Origin of the sequence: Thermoanaerobacterium thermosaccharolyticum DSM 571 (genome assembly GCF_000145615.1) — a bacterium.
GTDB classification, from domain to species: Bacteria; Bacillota; Thermoanaerobacteria; order Thermoanaerobacterales; family Thermoanaerobacteraceae; genus Thermoanaerobacterium; species Thermoanaerobacterium thermosaccharolyticum.
Window position 1 is genome coordinate 1,717,613 of the sequence record NC_014410.1, and the last position, 15,527, is coordinate 1,733,139.

General features: G+C 33.0%; 16 protein-coding genes. All 16 read right to left on the reverse strand.

All coding sequences use genetic code 11. The features are described 5' to 3' along the window. Position 1 precedes the first annotated feature (1 nt). A complete protein-coding gene (locus tag TTHE_RS08540; RefSeq protein ID WP_013298188.1) occupies positions 2 to 1,495 on the reverse strand; it encodes a sugar ABC transporter ATP-binding protein in 1,494 nt (497 codons plus the stop codon). An 18-nt stretch (positions 1,496 to 1,513) separates the two neighbouring features. Next, the gene (gene rbsD, locus TTHE_RS08545; protein WP_013298189.1) at positions 1,514 to 1,906 is read right to left on the reverse strand and encodes a D-ribose pyranase; all 393 of its coding nucleotides are present in this window, start codon (positions 1,904 to 1,906) and stop codon (positions 1,514 to 1,516) included. Beyond that, entirely contained in the window at positions 1,884 to 2,831 is a 948-nt protein-coding gene (gene rbsK / locus TTHE_RS08550; protein WP_013298190.1) for a ribokinase, read from the reverse strand. The genes rbsD and rbsK overlap by 23 nt, the downstream gene beginning before the upstream one ends. A 9-nt stretch (positions 2,832 to 2,840) precedes the next feature. Then, the gene (locus tag TTHE_RS08555; protein WP_041587458.1) at positions 2,841 to 3,863 is read right to left on the reverse strand and encodes a LacI family DNA-binding transcriptional regulator; all 1,023 of its coding nucleotides are present in this window, start codon (positions 3,861 to 3,863) and stop codon (positions 2,841 to 2,843) included. A gap of 387 nt (positions 3,864 to 4,250) precedes the next feature. Further along, entirely contained in the window at positions 4,251 to 5,111 is an 861-nt protein-coding gene (locus TTHE_RS08560; RefSeq protein WP_013298192.1) for a class II fructose-bisphosphate aldolase, read from the reverse strand. Between the two features lie 36 nt (positions 5,112 to 5,147). Beyond that, a complete protein-coding gene (locus tag TTHE_RS13765) occupies positions 5,148 to 5,477 on the reverse strand; it encodes an MDR/zinc-dependent alcohol dehydrogenase-like family protein (RefSeq protein ID WP_049774926.1) in 330 nt (109 codons plus the stop codon). Positions 5,478 to 5,518: 41 nt separating this feature from the next. Beyond that, a complete protein-coding gene (locus TTHE_RS13770; RefSeq protein ID WP_049774927.1) occupies positions 5,519 to 6,202 on the reverse strand; it encodes an alcohol dehydrogenase catalytic domain-containing protein in 684 nt (227 codons plus the stop codon). A gap of 41 nt (positions 6,203 to 6,243) precedes the next feature. Further along, positions 6,244 to 6,804 (reverse strand): 6-phospho-3-hexuloisomerase, encoded by a 561-nt coding sequence (gene hxlB / locus TTHE_RS08570; RefSeq protein WP_013298193.1) that lies wholly within the window; start codon positions 6,802 to 6,804, stop codon positions 6,244 to 6,246. A gap of 18 nt (positions 6,805 to 6,822) precedes the next feature. Next, positions 6,823 to 7,488, reverse strand: coding sequence for a D-allulose 6-phosphate 3-epimerase (gene alsE / locus TTHE_RS08575; protein ID WP_013298194.1), 666 nt, complete (start codon positions 7,486 to 7,488; stop codon positions 6,823 to 6,825). A 32-nt stretch (positions 7,489 to 7,520) separates the two neighbouring features. Then, positions 7,521 to 8,558, reverse strand: coding sequence for a galactitol-1-phosphate 5-dehydrogenase (locus TTHE_RS08580; protein ID WP_013298195.1), 1,038 nt, complete (start codon positions 8,556 to 8,558; stop codon positions 7,521 to 7,523). 56 nt (positions 8,559 to 8,614) lie between these two features. After that, positions 8,615 to 9,451, reverse strand: coding sequence for a PTS system mannose/fructose/sorbose family transporter subunit IID (locus tag TTHE_RS08585; protein WP_013298196.1), 837 nt, complete (start codon positions 9,449 to 9,451; stop codon positions 8,615 to 8,617). Next, positions 9,451 to 10,203 (reverse strand): PTS mannose/fructose/sorbose/N-acetylgalactosamine transporter subunit IIC, encoded by a 753-nt coding sequence (locus TTHE_RS08590; RefSeq protein WP_013298197.1) that lies wholly within the window; start codon positions 10,201 to 10,203, stop codon positions 9,451 to 9,453. Before TTHE_RS08590 ends, TTHE_RS08585 begins: the two co-directional genes overlap by 1 nt. Before the next feature lie 52 nt (positions 10,204 to 10,255). Beyond that, positions 10,256 to 10,732 (reverse strand): PTS sugar transporter subunit IIB, encoded by a 477-nt coding sequence (locus tag TTHE_RS08595; RefSeq protein WP_013298198.1) that lies wholly within the window; start codon positions 10,730 to 10,732, stop codon positions 10,256 to 10,258. A 23-nt stretch (positions 10,733 to 10,755) separates the two neighbouring features. After that, positions 10,756 to 11,184, reverse strand: a complete 429-nt coding sequence (locus TTHE_RS08600; protein WP_013298199.1) for a PTS sugar transporter subunit IIA — start codon at positions 11,182 to 11,184, stop codon at positions 10,756 to 10,758. A 184-nt stretch (positions 11,185 to 11,368) separates the two neighbouring features. Beyond that, the gene (locus TTHE_RS08605) at positions 11,369 to 13,948 is read right to left on the reverse strand and encodes a sigma-54-dependent transcriptional regulator (RefSeq protein WP_049774950.1); all 2,580 of its coding nucleotides are present in this window, start codon (positions 13,946 to 13,948) and stop codon (positions 11,369 to 11,371) included. 424 nt (positions 13,949 to 14,372) lie between these two features. Next, a complete protein-coding gene (locus TTHE_RS08610; protein WP_013298201.1) occupies positions 14,373 to 15,425 on the reverse strand; it encodes an IS30 family transposase in 1,053 nt (350 codons plus the stop codon). Between the last annotated feature and the right edge of the window lie 102 nt (positions 15,426 to 15,527).

A 15,527-nucleotide genomic window follows, 5' to 3' on the forward strand; every position in this document is an offset into this window, starting at 1 on the left:
TTTATATTCCTCCTACAGCCATTTGCATTACCTTTTCTTCAGACGCATCATCATGAACAATTTCTCCCATTATCTTACCTTCATGCATTACAATTATTCTATCGCTTATATTTAGTACTTCTGGTAAATCTGATGAGATCAATATAACTCCTATACCTTGCTTTTTTAAATCATTTATCAATTTATAAACCTCATTTTTTGCGCCAACATCTATACCTCTCGTTGGTTCATCAAGTATAATTAATTTAGGTTTCGTAAGTAAACATTTAGCTATAGCAATTTTTTGCTGATTGCCACCACTAAGATCCGATATATTCTGATTTATTGATTGAAATTTAATATTTAACTTTTCTGCCATTTGTTTAACCAATAAATTTTCATCTTTTTTGCGAATACTTCCTATATGATTTGATACATAATTTAAAGATGATATAGTCATATTTTCCTTGACATTTAATTTCAATACAAGTCCTTCATTTTTTCTATCTTCTGATAGATATATTATTCCATTTTTTATAGCATCTCCTGGACAATTAACTGAGATTTCTTTATTGTCTACAAATACTTTGCCATCATCTTTTTTATAAAATCCGAAAATTGACTTAGCGACTTCAGTACGCCCGGATCCTATTAAACCTGAAAATCCAACCACTTCACCTTTTCTTACTTCAAAATTGATGTTCTCAAACTTACCCTTTAAAGTTAAATTTTGAACTTTTAATAACACTTCATCCTCTATATTTATCACTTCTCTTGGAAATTGATCTTTAATATCTCTACCAACCATCATTGAAATCAATCCATCCTTAGTCACGTCTTTTATTTTTCCATTTGAAATTAATTTTCCGTCTCTTAAAACTGTATAATCATCGCAAGTTTCAAATATTTCATCCATTCTATGCGAAATATAAATAATTGATTTACCTTTTTCTTTAAGCATATTTATAACTTCAAAAAGTTTTTTTGATTCTACTTCAGTAAGAGCTGCCGTAGGTTCATCCATTATTAATATATTTGAATCCATAAGAAGACATCTGGCAATTTCAACCATTTGTTGCTCTCCAATACTTAGCTCTCTTACAACCTTGTTAACATTAATATTCATACCTAACTCATCAAGTTTATTTTTGCTTTCTAATTTGATTCTTTGCCAATCAATTTTTCTAAACTTTCTTGTATATTCTCTTCCAAGAAACATATTTTCATATACGCTTAATGACGGAATCAGGTTTAATTCCTGATGTATCATAGAAATACCATATTTTTCAGCATCTTTTATATTTTCATTTTCTATTTCATTACCATTTAAATAAATTTTACCTGAATCCCTTTTGTATATACCGCATAAAATTTTCATTAATGTTGATTTACCTGCACCATTTTCTCCTACTAAAGCAAGGACATGCCCTTTATGCAATTCCAAGCTAACATTATCCAAAACTACTGCATTACCAAATTTTTTGCTTATATTAGAAATCTTTAACAAAGGTTCCATAACATTAACGCCCCTTAATTAAAACTCTACTCCTGATTGCAATATGATATTTGCAAAAGATGTAAACTCTCCAGTTCTAATAACAGCCTTTGACATTTTACTCATTTCCTTCAATTTTTCATGATCAATAATAATTATTTTATCTTGTAATAGCTTAGTAACTTCTAAATATAATTCATTATTTTTATCTATCATCTCTTTAGCAATATATGCCTTTTCAACGCCAAGTTCCGAAAGCACAGCCTTTAGCGTTTCTAAAAAACTAGGAATACCTGGTGATAGAGCAATATCTATTCTTTTAGTATTCTCTGGTACTGGCAATCCACTATCTGCTATTACCAAAAGATCTTTATGTCCACATTCTGCAACAATTCTTGATATTTCACTATTAAGCAAAGTTGTTTTTTTCATGAACTTCTCTCCTCTCATTAATAAATTTTTCAACCTCTAACTTATCTGGCAAAGAATCCTGTGTACCTTCTTTTGTTACAGTTAAAGCAGAAACATAAGTTGCAAACTCAATAGCTTCTTTTATGCTTTTACCATTATTTAAAGCAATTGATATAGCACCAGTAAAAGAATCACCTGCTGCCGTAGTATCTATAGCGTCTACCTGTACTGCTGCAAAATGTAAAGAATCATTTTTATTCTTTAAAAAGCATCCTTTTTCTCCTAAAGTCGTTATTATGTTTTGTACTCCTGATTCCAATAAAATCTCAGATGCATTGTTAATATCTTCAATAGTCTTTACATTTTTCTTAGTTAAAATTGACAATTCACTTTCATTCGGCGTTAAAATATATATATTTTTCAATATTTCTTCAGGTATTTTTCTGGCAGGCGCTGGATTCAATATGACTTTTATATTTTTTTTGTTGCAAATCTCAATAGCGTATTTTACTGTTTCAATCGGAATTTCTAATTGTAATACACAAATTTCGGCTGCATCAAACAAGTCTAAATGTCTATTTATTTGTTCAACATCTAATTTTTTATTTGCTCCTTGATTTACAGATATATTGTTCTCACCTTTATCACTAACATATATAAATGCCATACCGGTTTTTTCTGTTTTATCGATTTCAATGCCACTTGGCTTTACTTTTTGTTTATCTAAATTTTCAATCAGTTCTTTGCCAAAGTTATCGTCTCCAACTCTGCCTATCATAGTAACATTTCCACCTAATTTAGCTATTGCGACAGCTTGATTTGCACCTTTCCCTCCAAATGAATAGTTTACTTCTTTTGCAATAACAGTTTCACCAATCTTTGGTATATGCTCAACTTTTATTACAATGTCCATATTAATACTTCCAACTACTAAAATATTTTTCATGTTATCACCTCAAATATTATTATGATACTCTCTAACGCTTTTTCTTTCAATCAAGCTAGGTTCAAATTTAACAACTTTTTTTCTAACTTTTTCTCCTTCAATAAGCTTTATTAATACTCTAGTAGCTGTCAAACCCATATCATAAGAAGGTTGTTTTATTGTAGTTAGTTGCGGTTCTAAAATCTGTGAAAGTTGAATATCATCAAAGCCAACTATTGATATATCATCAGGTATCCTATATCCCTTCTTCTTTAAAGTTTTATAAACACCATAGGCCATTAAGTCATTGCAAGCAAAAATGCCAGTTACATCTTTGTTTTCAATTATCTTTTCTGCTGCAACCATACCACTATTTATTTTAAAATCTCCTTCTATAATCATGCTGTTATTTATTTCAATATTAAAATCTGAAAGTGCTTTTTTGTATCCATTTAATCTCTCTATAGCACTTTTTGTATAAAGTGGTCCAGTAATGCAAGCTATATTTCTATGTCCTAGTTCGATTAGATATTTTGTAGCTAAATAACCACCTTTATAGTTATCCAAAAAAACACCATAAATATTTTTTAATTTTGGTTCAATTGATCTGTCAATCATTACAACAGGAATTCCCGAATCGATTAAATCAATAATATGTTCATATTTTGGTATTGAACTTGATGTAAATATAATTCCATCAACGCATTTTTCTCTTAACACAGCTATATAATTATTTTCTTTTTCTGCGTTATCATCTGTATTACATAAAAATATATTGTAACCATAAATATTAGCACAATCCTCTGCACCTCTCGCTATTTCAGGGAAGAAGGGGTTTGTAATATCTGGTATAATCAATCCAATTGTTTTCGTTTTCTTTGTAACCAAACTCCTTGCTATAGCATTAGGTTGATAATTTGTTTCTTTTATTATTTGCAATATCTTATTTTTAGTCTGCTCACTAATACTGTCATCTTTGTTATTAATTACTTTGGAAACAGTAGTTATTGATACATTTGCTAATCTAGCTATATCTTTTATAGTTATTGCCACTTGCATCACCAAATTATCAAGATTAACGTTTTAGTAAAACGCTTTACTAATAATAGTATAGTATGCTACCAATAAAAAGTCAATATGTTTTTTTAATTTTGTGTAATTATTCTGATAAAATGTCATATATGAGAGAGAAATGTACTGCGTTTGCATGATAATTCTACTTTGATATGGCATAAAAAGTGCCAACACTCATTTAAAAAATATGATAGCCCTTTTAAGTGATAACTCGTAATACATTTTCCCTTTATGGGCAACAAAAGTGATAAATGCATAGCAGATTGAACAAATTGAAAGCCAGCTCTTAAGACGCTGGCTAATAACAGAGGCTTATAACATCAGAACAAACCACCCGTTATATATGTGGTCATTGTTCATATAGCGTTATTTTATATATTCAATTCTGTTATTGGAATTAAGCATTCTGATCTTATCTCTTATAACATTTGAAAGCAATTTTTTCATCGGTGCAAACATTTCATCTGGATATGGATCTATGCGTTTTATTTTTGATGCGGCTTCTTTAAGCCCGTTATTCATTGCAATGCGCAAATCAGCGTATAAATTTACTTTAGTAATCCCATGCTTAACCGCATTTTGAACCTGTTCTACAGGTGTTCCTGAACCGCCGTGTAATACCAATGGTACGGAACACCTTTCCCTTATTTCACTTAACCTTTTAATATTTAAATTAGGCTCTGAAATGTAGACACCATGTGTGGTGCCAATCGATACGGCCAGTGCATCTACATTTGTCTCACTGACAAATTTTACAACTTCATCTGGATCAGTTAATTTAGATTCCTCGCTTTTCCCATCTATAGTAAATCCGCCGACATGTCCCAACTCTGCTTCCACACTAACACCTTTACGATGCGCCATCTCAACAACATCTCGAGTTATCTTTACATTATCATCAAATGGCAGTGATGAGCCATCGTACATAACTGAAGTAAAGCCGTGATCAATGGCAGATTCAATTAAATCAAGATTTGTCGCATGATCAAGATGCAATACCACCGGTATTCTATAAAGCTCTGCTGCAAATTTAATGAATCCAGAAATATAATCCATACTTCTGCCTTTAAGGTTGTGTTCCAACGCCATTAAGATTACAGGTGATTTTTCTTCTTCTGAGGTATCCAAAATGCATCTTATCATAATATCTTCCACACAATCAAAAGCAGGTACGGCATAGCATTTATCCTTAGCATCACGCAATACATCATTTAAATTTTTAAGCATTTTAGCCCTCCATTTCTTTTTGCTTTTACAATCAGATTATGCAGGTTTTATAATCACTTTAAGAGCTTTGGCAGAAGATGCCATTTCAAAAGCTTTTTCGTAATCCCTTATATCAAAAGTTTTTGATATTAAAGACTTCACATTTAATTTTTTCAGTTGTATCAATTCCAATACTTTTTTAAACTGCAAAACCGTAGAATCAGACGTCCCGTGTATAAACAGTTCTTTATAATGAATCAAATTGCTGTCTATATTGATAACTGATTTATCCTTTGGAAGTCCCCCAAAAAAATTTATGCGTCCCCTTTTAGCTGCCACTGAAACAGCCATTTCCTGTGCAGCGGCTGAAGGAGCCGCCACAATCACTACATCTGCACCTTTACCATCCGTTTCATCAATGACTGTTTTTACAAAATCTCTTTAGCGGGATCAATAATCCTATCTATTTCTTTAAAATCCCTTGCTATCTCTATTCTGTCATTGGATATCTCCGACAGAATAACCTTTGAGGCCCCTAATATTTTAGATAGAATTGCATGTACTATACCTATGGGACCACCTCCTATGATTACTACTGCATCATTTAAACCTACTTTGGACAATTCCTGACCATTTAAGGCACATGATATTGGTTCTACAATTGAAGCCTCTTCAAAAGAAATATTATCAGGTATTGGAATCACACCATTTGCTTTAACAAGTTCTCTTGGAACTGCTACATATTCTGCAAAGCAACCATCATATTCACAAGACAAAGATCTTTTATTTATGCATAGATTTGTGTTTCCGCTTAAACAATATTCGCACCACCCACATGGTATGCCACATGATATGATTACCCTTTCTCCGATTTTATATCCTTCTTCATCTATTTCGTCATCAATTTGATAAATGGTTCCCGAAGCTTCATGCCCCATTACTCTCGGCAGTATCATCCCATGAGATGTACCGCCGGCTTTAATATTTCTTATATCGCTGCCGCATATTGCACAAGATTCAACTTTTATTATCATTCCTCCTTTGGGCAATATAGGATCAGGTATACTTTCGCACCTTAGATCATCTTTGCCGTAAAGCCTCAATGCCAACAATTAAAAACACACCTCTTTTTAGATAAAATTATTATTGATGGTTATTCCAGATTAGCATGGTATTTCCATAAGGAATTTAAATCAATATTCTTTTTCTTTAAAATAATATAAGAAACTGCATCACAAAATAGTAAAAGACTTTGCTCAAATAAACTGCTCATAGGCTGCATTGAATGTAATTCATCTTTCAATTTTAATTTTGTGGGGCACGGTATTCTTATTGAAAAATCAGATATTTTCCCTATTGAACTATTTATATTTGATCCAATATACAATATTTTTGCCTTATACTTTTTCGCAATATTTGCAATAGCTAATGGAATAGCACTTTCACCGGAGCCTGAACCTACAATTAAAAGATCCTTATCTGTTATGGCTGGTTCATTAATTTCTCCAACATAGTACGCTTCAATTCCTATATGATTCAACCTTTTTACAAAAGCCTGAAGCATTAAAAGGACTCTTCCTACCCCTACAACAAAAACTTTATTTGAATCTAATATTAATTCAGCCATCTTTTCAACGTCTTTGTCTTCTATAGTTTCAAGAGATCTCATATTTTCTTCTAATATCATCTTCTGAACAAGTTTGTAGTCCTGCAATCAAAGCACCTCCTTAATTTATCCATTAAAATTGCCAATCATTATTTCCCACGCTTTTCCCAAATCATCGCTAAGATTAAAAAGCCCTGATGAACCTAATACGAAAACTTTACATCCGGCATCTTTTAGCACTTGAAACGTATTTTTATTGCAGGAACCATCTGCTTCAATTAAATAATTATAATTATTATCATCTTTCAGTCTCTTTAGATCTCGGATCTTTTCCAATACCTCCGGAATAAATGGTTGACCAGCGAAGCCGGGATCGACAGTCATTATTGTTATCTTATCTATTTTATTAATATAATGTTTAATTTCCGAAATAGGTGTTGCTGGATTCAATGCTATGCCAACCATGAGTCCATGACTTTTAATTCTATCTATTATTCTAAATGCTTCTCTATTAATTGTTTCTGCATGTATAGTTATAAAACTTGCTCCCGATTTTTCGCATATTTCAATATAATCACCTGGATTTTCTACCATAAGGTGTGCATCAATAGGAATATTGACATATGATTTAATCTGCTCTATAAAAAACGGTGATAAAGTAATATTTTTAACAAAATGGCCATCCATGATGTCAACATGCAAAAAATCCGCCTTGCTATTAAGAACAGATATTTGTTCATTTAGCTTGATTAAATTCATACACATTAAAGATGGCGAAAATAAATATTTCATCGTATTCCTCACTTTCTATCAACAATTTACAATCAATCATTTATCATTAAGACTTTGGTGTAAAATATATCTTTGTTGTGCATTTTTTCGATCGTTTCAGGCAAATCCTCTATCTTCACTTTATGTGTTATAAGGTCACTTAATTTGAGGCGCCCTGATTCTAAAGTATTTATAGTTGTCTTCCATTCATTCTTGTTTAAGCTGGTATAAACTGTATTCCATGAGCCTTTTAGTGTTGCCTCTTTTCTTAAGATCTTGCTATACAATTTTAATGGTATATTCATATCACTGTCTGGATTGCCGAGAAGAATAACTTTCCCGAAGTTTTTTATGCTTTCAATACATTGTTGTAGCGCTTTATATGAACCAGATGCTTCTACTGCTATATCTGCTCCATCTTTTGTTATATCCTTTATCCACTTTATAGGATCTTCTTTTCCGGAATTTATAATTAAATCAAAGCCAACTTTTTTTGCAAAATCTATCTTCATTTCATCCACATCAACCATCATTACATTTGTTGCACCACTTATCTTGGCCCATTTTGCAACTAAAAGTCCTATCGGACCTGCTCCATAAATAACAACATTGCTACCTATATCTATCCTCGCGTTTCTTAAAGCATGTTGCGCAACCGTAGCTGGTTCGATCATCGCGCCCTCTTCAAAACTTACTCTATCGTCAAATGGGCACAAATTCCATATGGGAGCAACAACATATTCTGCCATACCACCATCTGTCCTTGACCCTAAATAGTTATAATTGGAACATTGTGCATAGTTCCCTGTTTCACAGCTTGCACATTTCCTGCATGGAATAAGTGGAAAAATGGCGACACGCTTGCCAATGATGCTTTTATCAACATCTTCTCCGACTTCTTCAACAATTCCAGACATTTCATGCCCGGCAACAAGAGGATAATGATACGTTTCTCTGTATATCCTCGGCAAATCCGAACCACAAACGCCACACGCTTTAATTTTTATCAAAGCTTCACCTTGTTTTGGTTTTGGTTTTTCTATATTTTCAAAAATTATAACACCTTTTGATTTTATAACCGCTGCTTTCATCTCAAATTCCTCCTGATTTATTAAATTTTTATGGGGCCTTAGGCCCCATAATTTTCTTACGCTTTAGGTACGCCTAAGATATTCAGATATGACGCAACTATACCTAAAACAAATAATAACAATATTACATAGATCGGTTTTACTTTTTTGCGTATTAATTGCCATACGATGAGGGTTATTGCCAACGGTACCAAACCCGGCAGCAATGAATCTAATATTTTTTGAATATTCAAAGAAACCTGACCAACTTTAAATGATAATGGAACGACAACATTTACCCTCTGAGATGTCATAGCTCCTACAACCATCAATCCAATTATGCTGAAAGCATCTGTCAGCTTTGACAATGTGCCCGATTTTAATATCTCCAAGATTACACTTTTACCTCTTCTATACCCAAGCATATACATGTTATAGCCCATTGTTAGCATAATTACCTTGTACGCAATCTCAAAAAATATTGGTCCCATCACATTACCTTGAAGTGCCAAACTGCAGGCTATACCAGCCAAAATTGGATAAACCAAACCCTGACTTACTGTATCTCCAATGCCTGCCATCGGCCCCATCAAACCAGTCCTCAACGCATTTGTATCTTCATCAGTAATATTTGCTCCATTTGCTCTTTGTTCTTCCATCGATGCACAAATACCATGGATGATGGTTCCTATAAAGGAAGGCTCAGTGTTGAAAAAGACGAGATACCTTTTAAGTGCCTTTGAAATATCCTCTTTGCTTTTGTAAAGCCTTTTAATTATTGGATACATTGCCGCTGTAGTACCAAGGGCTTGAAGTCTTTCATAGTTATAGCATGTCTCATTGGAATAACCTAAAAGCCAATGGAATATCAAGTCTCTCTTTCTTAGTTTTATCTGATTTGGCTTATTATCCATTATGCTTCTCCCCCTTTTGTGCTAAATAAATTCTCTTTTGAGTACATTATTATTGCTATCAAGGCTCCAAAAACCGTGACTGCCATTATATCAAGTTTCAAATAAGTTGCAGCAAAGAAACCTATCAGATAATATGGTATAAGATTCTTTTTGCCTATATAGTCCAATAACATCGCAATTCCTAATGCAGGCATCAAAGCACCCACAACATTAAATCCATTTACAAGAGATTGTGGAATCGATGCTAATAACCTTTTCATGAATCCACCGCCGTAATACACCATCAAAAATGCTGGTATACCATTTAATATGAAACTTAAAATGCCGGATGGTATCCAATTCATCAAAAGAATGCCTTTAAGGTTTCCTTCTTCTGCATATCTATCAGCTCTGTGAACCCACAAGCTGTTTATTGTCATATAAGCCTGCCACGTCAATATACCAAGCATACTGAATGGTACAGCAAATGTTATCGCCATTTTTGGATCTGCTCCTGACAGAAGTGTAAGAGCTGTGCCGAAAACTCCGGCAACCATCAAGTTGCCTGGCATTGTACCACCAGCGGTAATCCAGCCAAGATATGCAAGGTTGATATAAGCTGCAGCCATCATGCCTTTTATTGGCTCACCCATTGCTAAAGCGACCAAAAAGCCTGACCAAAGCGGGTACAACCAGGTTCTTGTAATTGTATGAGTAACCCACCAACTGCTCATAGTTGCTATCAAAGCGACTAATAAAGCTTGTATTAACATAAAGAACACTCCTTTTCATTTATTTGATTATTAAATTTAAATTAATAATCAATCATAATATTTTTCTCAAATCGACCTCCTTCTCATCGGGTATTATTTGTACAAATACATGCGTCCCAAGTTCCAATATTCTTTTGAAAATCCCCCTTTCTTCTTCTGATGCCGATATATTTTTGTAAAATGGCTTTCTTCCTATCCCTGCTCCCATGCCACCGATATTCAAGCTTTTAATTGCAACTCCACCTTCTATAATAGATAAGACTGTTTTAGGAAACTTTGCCAGAACAATTACCCTTTCCTCTGCGTTTCCACTATCATTCAGAACGCTTATAGCAGTTTTAATATCATAGACGTCAACTTTTACACCTGTCGGTGCAGCCATCTTCAGCACCTGCTCCATAAAAGGATCTTTATATACATCATCATCTACAACTATGATTCGATTTGCTTTTGTATTTTTGACCCAAGCCGTCATCACCTGCCCATGTATCAATCTATCGTCGATTCTTGTTAAAACTATATTAAGCATATAAAATCCCCTCTCTTTTTAAATTAAATATCATTTTCCTTTTTTACATTAAGTTCATTGTAAAGGTCTTTTATACCTCCTAATCCAACATTGAGGCTGTGTTCTTTCAAATCTTTCAGTTTACATGATTTTCTCATCGTCAGTGCCTCCAGAATCATTGGCATATTTACACCTGTTATACATTCAAAATTTACTTTTTTCTCAACCGGCTTCATACTTAATGCTACTGCATTTGAAGGGCTTGCTCCAAAAAGATCTGTAAACACCAAGACTCCATCGCCATCATCTAAAGAATATATTGTATTTGATACTTCCCTTTTGAATTTCTCTATATCATCACCATGAAATAGACCAATACATTTTATATTGTCCTGTTTTCCTACGATAAGTTCTGCGCTTTTTATTAATTCTCTGCCGAAATCTCCGTGGGTTACGACCAATATTCCTATCATTATACCATCCTCTCTTGCAGATTCTTTAAAATTGTTATTTTCACCGATAAATTAATGCAAATAACATGCCAAACAGTGTGCCATAAAAAAATAAGTGCTATTGCTTATCTTTTTAAGCAATAACACTTAAGCGTGCCAAAAAATCTAATGATTGAGTAATCGTATACAAATATTTTTTTGCGTGTCATATGCTCAACCTTAGTGTGCCAAAATTCGTGTCAATCATTTCAATAATATAGGCCAATTCTGTGTCAGGTATTGTTATCCCAAATACCTCTTCCACAATTTCAAAATGTTTTTTTATCATATTAAACATTTTATTTTGACTACTTTTTATCTGGTTTAAATTGATATACGGTAAGCTTTCGCCCTTTATAACTCTTTCTATCATGCAGGAGCAGTGGAATAAAAATTTTATCAATATTTCATCATCAACATCGGCATTAACTTCAGATAGTATATCTTTTAGTACATTTTCCAATATCTCATAGGCTTTGCTTGGATTTAAAAATGTCAATGTCTTTTCAAGTATGCCTATCAAATTTCTTCTAAATATCGATTTGCTGTCCTCAATTTTTGCAGCATTTACATTAGGTGTTTTTACATTCACCTGCAAGGACGTTATGCCTATTAGCTCATCCACCAATCTATCAAGGTCCATATCAGGCATCAATGCTTTTCTTGTCGCTTCAATCACAATCGGAGTGCTTACCATATCTATTGTCTTTGTTGGTATGCCGGTTTTCTCCGTAATTATCTCTGAAAATGTTGTTAATGACCCCATATCTACTAATATCAATACTCCTTTCCCTCTGTCGATTTGTTTTACAATATCCATAGCTTTATCTAAGGTAGAATCCACTTTCTCTTCAAGGGGCATGTCTATTGCTTTCGCATGATCAACACCAAGTAATGTATTTGCAACGCTGGCCATCGTACTTGCCGCATAATTTCCGTGCGCTATTATAAGTATTCCTATACTTTCATACATTTTCCCCAATTTCAAAGCGTGCAAAAACATTGCTAAAAATGCGATTTCATCCTCCGGTATCTCTATAGATAGCTTTTCCTCCAATTTTAATTTAAATTCCTTTGCCGCTTCATACTCCAGTTTATATTCTTTTGCTATACTTTCTCTATCGGGATGTGATATGACCGTACCCATTTTTATTCTTTCTAATAAAGCTTTTACGTGAAGTGTTACAATATATATCACCTTTTGGCTTATCAGCCCTTTAAATTTATCTTTAATACAGTCTAATGAATACTCAACCGCTTTTAGAATATTCGGACTCACAAATTTCAAGAGCACATCTTGATTTACTGCATTAATTTCTGGCTCTGCCGGATACACATATTTATCAAAGTATTCTTTGATTTGATTACCTATTTTCTCTCTAATTTCATTTGGAGACAATTTTTCATCGTTATATTTCTTCCAGTTATTTATAATAATCTCGTAAAAATCATGTCCTTTTTCGAAATTGGCTGTTGAAAACTCCATATTCAATTTATCTAAATAATCTATACTGCTCTCATCAAATATTATTTCTCTGCAATTGTCAATCTCTGAAATTATCAGATCATCTCTCTTATCACGTATTTTAAATAAACCTTCTTGAATATTTTGTGAAAGCAATGATAACTTTACATCTATAATATTATTATTGCTGATCATGCGTTCAAGAAAGGCCCTTGCGCAAATTAGCTGAATATCACTTTTTAGCTGGCCGATATTTCCCCGACATTCATAAAGCATTAAAGCTTTTATAACTTCTTTCGTTACTCTAATAGGCATCTTTACTCTTTTGGATTCTTCATAAAAAAATTGGTAAATGAATAACAGCCTCTCTTTAGATGTGCGATTTTCTAAATTTGGAAGTTGTATCATTACCGGAATTCTTCTCAAAAACGTATGAAGTAACGCTGATTGAGGATTTTCTGTCGTTGCAGCAATAATCAAGACTTTCGATTTTTTCGTACTTTCCGATTCACCCATCCGCCTGTAAATTCCTTTATCCATCAACGTAAAAAGCATCTCTTGTCCTTCGGGCGGCAAGCGATGGACTTCATCTAAAAACATAATACCCCCATTCGCTTCATCAATAAGCCCTCTTTTCTCCTTATCAGCACCTGTAAAAGCACCTCTTACATGGCCAAATAATTGTGACATCAATAATTGAGGATTTTCCGCATAATCTGCACAGTTAAATATTACAAATGGTGAATCTTCTTTCAAAGCTCCTACTTGTATGGCATATCTATACATCGCTTCCGCAAAAGTACTCTTCCCTACACCTGTTGAACCAATAATCAGTGTATGAAGTCCATTTGGAGGATACAGTATTGCAGCTTTTGCTTTAGAAATCTGGTCTTTTAAGCTATCGTTAGCACCAATTATATTATCAAGGACACTGTCTAAAAAAATTGAATTTATTTGCGACGTGTCATCCTTTTCTATATTATTATTTACATTATTCTTTGATACAGCATCTTTTTTATTTAGATCGTTTTCTTTTATAATAGCAATAAATTCATCTTTGCTTTCAAATGTAGATTTAGGCAAATTAAGGTAAAATCTCTCTTTCAAATAAATTCTATCAAGGTAAAGCACAGGTCTACCTTTTATCTTTATTGTTTTTCCCTCATTTAGTAATTTATTTAGCTCTCTGCTTGTATTAATGCGATCAAGATTTAATAGACTTCCTATATATTCCGCACTGAATCCAATATCGTCAATATCATCAAATTTTAACGATTCCATAAGCTCTTTAAGCTTTTTATATACCTTTTCCTTCCTTTTTAACTTTATATTATTAATTTTATATTCATCATTTTTATTCAAATTATATCCCCCCTATGGCATAGAAATTTACTTAAAGTTTATGATTAGAGAAAATTATGAGAAATTAGAACAATTCTTTTGACACTATTATTATATATCATATTAATAATAAGTCAAATATATAGCTTCTCTTGTGTAATTATTCTGTGATAATGTAAAAGTCAATATATCCTTGTACAAAAAGTGGAATATAATTTTGCTGTAAATTGCAATATTAAATGCAACACCTATTTAATTGATAAAACCATAATTTTTTAACCATGTATGATATATCTGTTTCCCCTATAAGGGAAACAGAGGCCTTAATTTTGCATTTTGCCATGGTTGAACTATTTCATCGTAATCATTGCGCATAATTGATAACTTTGCTAACCTCATTTAAAAAACATTCTTCAGGTGTCTTGTATCTTAAGATCCTCCTTGGAAGTTGATTGCACCAATTTTGCACTCGTCTTATAGCCCACTCTGACAAGTCAGCTATCGTTTTGCCTTTAGGTATAAACCTCCTTATTAACCCATTATGACGCTCGTTTGTCCCTCTCTCAAATGCAGAATATGGGTGACTAAAATATGCCTTGCTTTCACATTTCTTTAATATCTCACTCAATTCGGCAAATTCCGAGCCATTGTCTGCTGTTATGCTCTTAAATATCTTTGAAAAATTCTCCTTATATTCCACTTTGAGTTCATCAAATACCTTCTTGATTGATGAGCTGTCTTTTTCATCTATCACAAAGATATATTCATATCTTGTTAAACGTTCTGTCAGTGTTAATAATGCTTTATCATTTGATCTCTTGCCTATAACAGTATCTATTTCCCAATGCCCAAAACTCTCTCTTTTGTTTATCTCCTCAGGTCTTTGCGATATGCTCTCTCCCATAATCTTCTTGTTCTTTCTTATTATCTTTTTCTTTGGTTTTAAGCGCACTTTTAAGCACAAATCAATATTGCGAACTCTCAACAAGCCTTTATCTATGTAATTATAAAGGGTTTTGGTGCATACCATTTCTTCTTTCCAGTAGACATTATTTCTGCAGTAACCTACAACTGCATCGGGTGACCATTTCTCTTCCAATATTTTTCCATCTGCGAATCTCAAGAATTTCTCTGCTTTTACAACTCTTAGCTTTGCTCCGCAGTTTTTTCGATTCTTTTTATATATCTCGTAGCCCACTTCAGGAAAATACTTCTCATATGTAGTTAAATCTGATCTCATTTGGGTTACAGTTCCTCTTCTTATCTCTCTTGAAACAGTACTTGGAGCCCTTCTCAGTATCTTTGCTATTTGATGCATTGATTTACCTTGTTCTCTTGATGTATAAATCATTCCCCTTTCATATTGTGACAGGTGTTTAAAACTTCTCTTTTTTGTGGTATTATTATTCTCAGCCATAGTTTCAAACCTCCTGTATGGTGATTTGATTTTCACTTAATATCATACATGGTTTGAAACTATGGTTTCAATTTTTTCAATTAAATTTTTGCCTGTTGCATT

Coding starts and splice junctions, on each gene's coding strand:
- TTHE_RS08540 (WP_013298188.1), bottom strand. CDS start 1,495: ATGGAACCTTTGTTAAAGATTTCTAATATAAGCAAAAAATTTGGTAAT.
- rbsD (WP_013298189.1), bottom strand. CDS start 1,906: ATGAAAAAAACAACTTTGCTTAATAGTGAAATATCAAGAATTGTTGCA.
- rbsK (WP_013298190.1), bottom strand. CDS start 2,831: ATGAAAAATATTTTAGTAGTTGGAAGTATTAATATGGACATTGTAATA.
- TTHE_RS08560 (WP_013298192.1), bottom strand. CDS start 5,111: ATGCTTAAAAATTTAAATGATGTATTGCGTGATGCTAAGGATAAATGC.
- alsE (WP_013298194.1), bottom strand. CDS start 7,488: ATGAAATATTTATTTTCGCCATCTTTAATGTGTATGAATTTAATCAAG.
- TTHE_RS08580 (WP_013298195.1), bottom strand. CDS start 8,558: ATGAAAGCAGCGGTTATAAAATCAAAAGGTGTTATAATTTTTGAAAAT.
- TTHE_RS08585 (WP_013298196.1), bottom strand. CDS start 9,451: ATGGATAATAAGCCAAATCAGATAAAACTAAGAAAGAGAGACTTGATA.
- TTHE_RS08590 (WP_013298197.1), bottom strand. CDS start 10,203: ATGTTAATACAAGCTTTATTAGTCGCTTTGATAGCAACTATGAGCAGT.
- TTHE_RS08595 (WP_013298198.1), bottom strand. CDS start 10,732: ATGCTTAATATAGTTTTAACAAGAATCGACGATAGATTGATACATGGG.
- TTHE_RS08600 (WP_013298199.1), bottom strand. CDS start 11,184: ATGATAGGAATATTGGTCGTAACCCACGGAGATTTCGGCAGAGAATTA.
- TTHE_RS08605 (WP_049774950.1), bottom strand. CDS start 13,948: ATGGAATCGTTAAAATTTGATGATATTGACGATATTGGATTCAGTGCG.
- TTHE_RS08610 (WP_013298201.1), bottom strand. CDS start 15,425: ATGGCTGAGAATAATAATACCACAAAAAAGAGAAGTTTTAAACACCTG.